Raw genomic sequence first — 6,029 nt, forward strand, 5'->3', positions numbered from 1 at the left:
TGTAGTGGTCAACTAATATTGGCCACGATCTTAGAGTTTAACCAGAACAATCGTTCCGATTCATTGGGCGTCAGTCCGCCGTTATATTGATGTGGACGAAGCTGGCAGTAATATCCAATTATGTATCGTGTAATTTCGTTCTGAGCTTCTGTAAAATTACGATACCCTGTTGTTGGTATCCATTCTGTCTTAAGGCTCCTAAAAAAGCGTTCCATTGGACTATTATCCCAACAATTCCCACGTCGAGATAAACTTTGTTTGAGCTGGTATCGCCATAAAAGTTGTCGATATTTTCTGCTTGTATAGTGAGTCCCTTGATCGCTATGGAACATAACATCTTTAGGTTTACCACGACCTTCATAGGCCATCGTAAGCGCTTTGCCAGTTAAACGGCTATCAGGTGATAATGACATAGCCCAGCCAATCACTTTACGGGCGAATAGATCAATCACAACAGCTAAGTACATCCAGCGGTTACCAGCCCACACGTAGGTGACATCACCAACCCAGACTTCATTCGGAGCTGTAACTGCGAATTGTCGACCTAGGTGATTAGGGGTTTCAATATGTTCTAGCGTGCCTTTTCGGTATTTGTGCTTAGGAACCTGACAGCTAACTATACCAAGCTCTTTCATCAACTTAGTGGCACGATAGCGGCTTAGCAAGACACCTTGCTGGCTAACCATATCTGCAATGGTTCTAGCACCAGCCGACCCATTACTTGCAGTGTGTACTTCGCTAACTAGGCTCCGAAGTTTAACTTTATCGGCATTAATGGTTGTTGGCCGCTTTTTCCAATATTTGTAACTACTACGATGAATACTGAACACTTCGCATAATGTTTTTATGCTGTAGCTCTGCCTGAGTTTCTCAATTATTAAGAATTGTTCAGTGAGTCCGACATCAACAGAGCTGTGGCCTTTTTTAATATTTCGTTGTGCTCTTGGAGGCGAGCGAGTTGCTTTTTTAACTCTCGAATTTCAATTTGTTCTGGTGATATAGGTGATGCTTTAGGTTGCTTACCTTGTCGCTCTTCTCTTAATTGTCGAACCCATTTATCCATGGTTGATTTGCCTACACTCATGGCTTGAGCAGCTTCAACAATTGAGTAATTTTGATCTAGCACTAATTGAGCTGATTCAAGTTTGAACTCTGCGCTAAAAAGTCTTCTTGTACGTTTTTTCATAGTGTCACCTGTTAACTTATGAGGTGATGATATCACCTCTAACTAGGTGGCCAAATTCACCGTACCACTACATTAGAACAGTTGCTAGGTAAATATCTTCAACTGTTAGTAGTTAGCACCTATCAATCAGAGAGTTCGTTTGTATGGGGAAACCTGGTGTGTTGTTATCAGTGGTAAGCCATTTGGCCATTACACTCGGCGCAGCCCAAAGGGCATTAAAGCACGAGGTTTCGTTGTCTTGTGCCAACAAACCTCTAGCCTGCGCCTCATACGATGTTCTTGTTCATCAGCTCGCGGCTTCCTTAAGACCAATCCTCGCGGACAAACCCTTGCAATTTGCTAGTAGTTAACTTTAAATAACAGCATGTTATTTAACGCTGACCTTCCTACGAGGACTTTCACTTCATTTGTTCATGCCCATGCAGGGCGTACACAATCAACTACAGCCGACGCCAAACGATGTCTCGCTGATTAGGGCGTTATGTGCAAGGAGGTACATATGAAGCTTCTAGTATTTTTTGCTTTGGGGCTTATTTTTGGGTGTTCTAGTGTGACTAACTCAATTCAAAACCGGATTGCTAGCGACGTAATGACAGACATTTCTGATTCAAAGGTCGGTTACGGAACCCTACAATGTAATAAAGTGAGGTCGAGCTGTCGTGGAGAAGAAGAATACACTGAGTGGGAGCAAGGTGACGGTACTCTCGGCTGCTCATGCAGCCCTTAAGTTATCTGTTCACTGTGCTTTCAGCCTACACATAACAAGCCCAATCGGAAATGCGCACTACGTACGCAGGGGCTAGTTTCGCTTGGCCCCTGTTGGGGCGTTACTTGGTTCTGGAGTATCAGAAATGAATAAGGATCATTCAAAAATCCATTTTACTAAATTTGGACTATGTTTCTACTCAATAATAGTGTTAGTTATGTTTTATGGTTTCGCACAATCTACGTTATCACCAGACTCAGCACTAGGTGCGCTAACAACGTCGACTTATGGTCTTCTTGCTTGGTCGTTTTTAGTCGCCAGTATTGCAGGCATCTTAGAACTGGTTTTAAAGAAATATGGTATTAAAACTCTGTATCATTCCAAGTAACCATATAACAAGTACGAATGAGTATTCTAAAATATCTAGCATCTCAGTTTTTGGTAAGCCTCTAGCTACCTAGAAACAGACTAGTTCACTCTTGACTCACTATTTTCCACTCAACACATATGCGACCAAACATGCAGATTAAAAATTTATAGATATTATGTTTTAAAAACATGTTGATAAGTGTATATTTTCGTCATCAATAGAGAATGGACTCCCTAATGTTAGACAGTGGCATTAATTACTATGAAAAGCTTTTTCTATCCCTGAAAGGGAAGGCTTTATCTGAATGTGCTTATCAGCTAGTCATTGAAGCCTATCTATATCGCCCCCCACCTAAACGCAGTAAAGCACAGCCAAATCAACATGAATACTTCTGGAATTCAAACTTCTTGTTTGATATCCCATCTGAGCTGTACCAAACCGATGACTTCATTTCAGCGTTAGCTAACTACTTCTCTCAGGAAGATGTAGCCAATGAACCTTTCGTATCGCTTCTTTACAGGAAATCACCAGATACCGTTTTAATTGCTATACGACGCTCTCAAATAGTTTTAAATGAACAGCACTCTAAATGGAAAGAAATTGAACGCATCTCTAGCACTAATCCAGATATGCTGAAGAGCTTATTAGCGACCTGTCGAGCGTTTCAAGCTGCGTATGTTGAAAGGCAGAATCTACTTAAACAACTAAGAGCCCATTTCACGGAATTAACTTTCTTTGAGTTAATGTCTTTTTCTGCGGTCTATTCATTTAAGCATATAGTGGAGCCAGCTATTTCATTTGATGGTGGCAGTATTAGTACAGATTCTCAGTTAAGGGCGCTAAGAACACTAACCGAGTGGAAGTTAAAACACAGCTCTGCTGAAGACCTAGCCCTTTCTGATAGTAAGATTGTAGAATCATTAAAAAAGTACCACATACCCTTGGTTTTCCCTTCAAATAAAGATAACACTCATGCAGATTTTATTTTCCAGCGCTTTGAGGACCTCATTAAGGCTCAAGTAGAGCTGGATGAGTTTATATCTCAAAGTATTCACCCATTTTGTTTCGATGATTCCATAGACTTCTCAGTTGAGAAGGAGAGGTTGGTCCTAAAAAAAATAGAGCATAATAATGACGTTACCGCAAACGATTGGATTCGAGATGGCAACAGGCTAAAAGCCTTAAGAGGATATTGGTTTAATCTGGCGATGGATGAATTCATTGCATCAGATATGGTTACAAAACAGATTGGAACAGCTGAAAACCACCAAAATAACCAGGTTGCGTATGTTAACGCAATTGCTAGTCAACTGGAGCTTCAAAATGTATACGGGTTTACGTCTGATGTAACCACAACCTCAGGGCTCTGTGTAAATCTATTTCAAGCTCTGTTAGCACAAGAATTAATGACTGCCTTTTATCAAAAAAATCACATTGCCGCATTTGTTGATATGTTTATTGAAGTAGGCAATTGGCAACTCGCAGTTAGCCAACTTGCATTAGAAGGAGCCGCTACGGGGACAAATCGTTTTCCAATCACTTGGTCCATTTGGAAAGAGAAGGTCCGCAATATTGTTGGTTGGACAATATCAGCAAAGCTCCCAAGTGGAAGTATCAAAGCAGCGGAAGCTATTATGGATTTTTGGTGCCTTGATATAAGTAAACACAATAAGCTGCTGAACAGATCCTTGTACCTAAATTTACCTCAACTCACAGAAAAACCAATTTTTAAGATGGGAAGATACTGTGTCCAACTCCCATGGCTAATGTCGAGCCAATACGGTGCTATAAGTGCAGTGAATAACCTACGCCGTTTTGCAAACCAAAGATGCTCCCTAAAAGATGAAACCACAAGAATCGAAAACCAATTAGGTGACGCTTTTAGGCGAAGAGGATTCGTAGTACTGAAAAGCTTTGAGTACCCAAGCCCTCAGGGTGCGGAAGCGGGTGAGATTGACCTGATTTGTTCGCTTGATAACACTGTTTTTGTAATCGAAGTCAAATCAACTTTCAATCGCACAACTAAAACAGAAATTTATTATCACCGGGATAGAACGCTAAGAAAGGCTGGAATACAGGTCAGAAAAAAGGAAAAACTAGTCAGAGATAAGCTTCAAGAAGATAAAAGCCTCACAAGTCGTCTTGGTTTAACCACAGGGGAGCCTAGGATAATAGGCTTGATTGCAGATACCTCCATTGAATTTGACCACCAGTTTTTCTCTGGTTTTATGAAAGTTTCAATTCAGGAGTTGCTTATTGCACTGGCAGACAACGCTTATTTACTTTGCAACCAAGAAAAAGCGCTTTTGGGACGAAACGAAGACAGTGTTGCTCCCTCATTCGCTCGTAAGCCATTTACATTGTATCCAAAAGGATTTAATGCCTATGAATTCGTAAGAGTCATCGAACAATCTCAAGTTTGGAATGCATTTGAGCATCAACCATCTTAAGAATTTACAACGCTTTATGCTTTGACAAAATAAAGCCAGAGGCAACACTAATTACATTATGTAGTGGTACGGTGAATTTGGCCACCTAGTTAGAGGTGATATCATCACCTCATAAGTTAACAGGTGACACTATGAAAAAACGTACAAGAAGACTTTTTAGCGCAGAGTTCAAACTTGAATCAGCTCAATTAGTGCTAGATCAAAATTACTCAATTGTTGAAGCTGCTCAAGCCATGAGTGTAGGCAAATCAACCATGGATAAATGGGTTCGACAATTAAGAGAAGAGCGACAAGGTAAGCAACCTAAAGCATCACCTATATCACCAGAACAAATTGAAATTCGAGAGTTAAAAAAGCAACTCGCTCGCCTCCAAGAGCACAACGAAATATTAAAAAAGGCCACAGCTCTGTTGATGTCGGACTCACTGAACAATTCTTAATAATTGAGAAACTCAGGCAGAGCTACAGCATAAAAACATTATGCGAAGTGTTCAGTATTCATCGTAGTAGTTACAAATATTGGAAAAAGCGGCCAACAACCATTAATGCCGATAAAGTTAAACTTCGGAGCCTAGTTAGCGAAGTACACACTGCAAGTAATGGGTCGGCTGGTGCTAGAACCATTGCAGATATGGTTAGCCAGCAAGGTGTCTTGCTAAGCCGCTATCGTGCCACTAAGTTGATGAAAGAGCTTGGTATAGTTAGCTGTCAGGTTCCTAAGCACAAATACCGAAAAGGCACGCTAGAACATATTGAAACCCCTAATCACCTAGGTCGACAATTCGCAGTTACAGCTCCGAATGAAGTCTGGGTTGGTGATGTCACCTACGTGTGGGCTGGTAACCGCTGGATGTACTTAGCTGTTGTGATTGATCTATTCGCCCGTAAAGTGATTGGCTGGGCTATGTCATTATCACCTGATAGCCGTTTAACTGGCAAAGCGCTTACGATGGCCTATGAAGGTCGTGGTAAACCTAAAGATGTTATGTTCCATAGCGATCAAGGGACTCACTATACAAGCAGAAAATATCGACAACTTTTATGGCGATACCAGCTCAAACAAAGTTTATCTCGACGTGGGAATTGTTGGGATAATAGTCCAATGGAACGCTTTTTTAGGAGCCTTAAGACAGAATGGATACCAACAACAGGGTATCGTAATTTTACAGAAGCTCAGAACGAAATTACACGATACATAATTGGATATTACTGCCAGCTTCGTCCACATCAATATAACGGCGGACTGACGCCCAATGAATCGGAACGATTGTTCTGGTTAAACTCTAAGATCGTGGCCAATATTAGTTGACCACTACA

General features: G+C 41.0%; 5 protein-coding genes. 4 read left to right on the forward strand and 1 reads right to left on the reverse strand.

What is annotated here, in order from left to right; all coding sequences use genetic code 11:
• Positions 1-8: 8 nt before the first annotated feature.
• Positions 9-1,186, reverse strand: a protein-coding gene (locus tag BEL05_RS02110) for an IS3 family transposase (protein WP_139151798.1) whose coding sequence is annotated in 2 segments (ribosomal slippage) — positions 9-919 and positions 919-1,186 — 1,179 coding nt in all. Because the reading frame shifts where the segments join, the coding sequence is not laid out codon by codon here.
• 499 nt (positions 1,187-1,685) lie between these two features.
• On the opposite strand from BEL05_RS02110, the gene BEL05_RS02120 reads away from it, so the two are divergent.
• From BEL05_RS02120 to BEL05_RS02135, 4 genes are all read left to right on the forward strand, one after another.
• Positions 1,686-1,913 carry a hypothetical protein gene (locus tag BEL05_RS02120; protein ID WP_028763922.1) on the forward strand — a complete coding sequence of 76 codons (228 nt, stop codon included), beginning with the start codon at positions 1,686-1,688 and terminating at the stop codon, positions 1,911-1,913.
• A 196-nt stretch (positions 1,914-2,109) separates the two neighbouring features.
• Positions 2,110-2,280, forward strand: a complete 171-nt coding sequence (locus BEL05_RS20995; RefSeq protein WP_175427310.1) for a hypothetical protein — start codon at positions 2,110-2,112, stop codon at positions 2,278-2,280.
• Between the two features lie 218 nt (positions 2,281-2,498).
• Positions 2,499-4,712, forward strand: coding sequence for an NERD domain-containing protein (locus tag BEL05_RS02125; RefSeq protein WP_069670125.1), 2,214 nt, complete (start codon positions 2,499-2,501; stop codon positions 4,710-4,712).
• Between the two features lie 131 nt (positions 4,713-4,843).
• A protein-coding gene (locus BEL05_RS02135; protein ID WP_139151798.1) for an IS3 family transposase occupies positions 4,844-6,021 on the forward strand; the annotation gives its coding sequence in 2 pieces (ribosomal slippage) (positions 4,844-5,111 and positions 5,111-6,021; 1,179 coding nt in all).
• Positions 6,022-6,029: the final 8 nt, after the last annotated feature.

Source organism: Shewanella colwelliana (genome assembly GCF_001735525.1).
Lineage (GTDB): Bacteria > Pseudomonadota > Gammaproteobacteria > Enterobacterales > Shewanellaceae > Shewanella > Shewanella colwelliana.

Coding starts and splice junctions, on each gene's coding strand:
- BEL05_RS20995 (WP_175427310.1), top strand. CDS start 2,110: ATGTTTTATGGTTTCGCACAATCTACGTTATCACCAGACTCAGCACTA.
- BEL05_RS02120 (WP_028763922.1), top strand. CDS start 1,686: ATGAAGCTTCTAGTATTTTTTGCTTTGGGGCTTATTTTTGGGTGTTCT.
- BEL05_RS02125 (WP_069670125.1), top strand. CDS start 2,499: ATGTTAGACAGTGGCATTAATTACTATGAAAAGCTTTTTCTATCCCTG.